This is a genomic window from Alcanivorax sp. HI0044 (assembly GCF_001634945.1).
Genome location: NZ_LWEZ01000703.1, coordinates 1 through 761 on the forward strand (window position 1 = coordinate 1; position 761 = coordinate 761).

Consider the following 761-nt stretch of genomic DNA (forward strand, 5'->3'; position numbering starts at 1 on the left):
TCAATCTGCTGGGCAAGCCCTTTCAGATTGGTGCGGAATACGAGCAGGCCTTCAACGATACCAGCCGCCGTCGTATCGCGGCCGATGCGGACATGCAGCTCACCGAGAAAACCAGTCTTTACAGCCGTTACGAGATCATCAACAGCCTGAATGGTATCAATACGCTGGACGATGATGTGGAAACACAGCAGTTCACCACAGGTGTGCGTTCTGCGATTACCCGCAATACCGATGTGTATTCCGAGTACCGTTTGCGCGGTGCCGTGGATGGCCGCGATGTGGCCGCAGCCAATGGTGTGAAGTCTGACATCGAGATCGAGCCGGGTCTGACTGTGTCGCCGTCCATGGAGTGGATTCAGACGCTGGACGGACAGACCAATCAGGATGCCACGGCCCTGTCCGTGGGCGCAGAAGACAAACGCAATGAAAACCGCCGGACTCTGGGGCGGGTGGAAACCCGCTTTGGCGATGATCGTGAGTACTACGGGCTGAGTGCGGCCAATATCTGGCGAGTGAATACAGACTGGTCTGCGGTGGTGCGTGATGACCTGCGCCTGCAGTATTTCGATACGGAAGCCAAGGAAGGCGACAACATTGTCACCCTGGGCATGGCCCGCCGTCCGCGTCGGGACAACCGCCACCACATGCTATTCATGTACAAATGGAAAGAAGAGTGGGGCGGCAGCGGTGGCAGCGACCGCACCGTGCATCTGTTCTCCACACACCATAACTATCAGGCCCATGATGACTGGATTTTCTCT

1 pseudogene is annotated in these 761 nt (G+C 57.0%); it reads left to right on the forward strand.

The features are described from left to right. Window positions 1-761 (forward strand): annotated as a pseudogene (locus tag A3730_RS31330) (hypothetical protein); the annotation flags it as partial.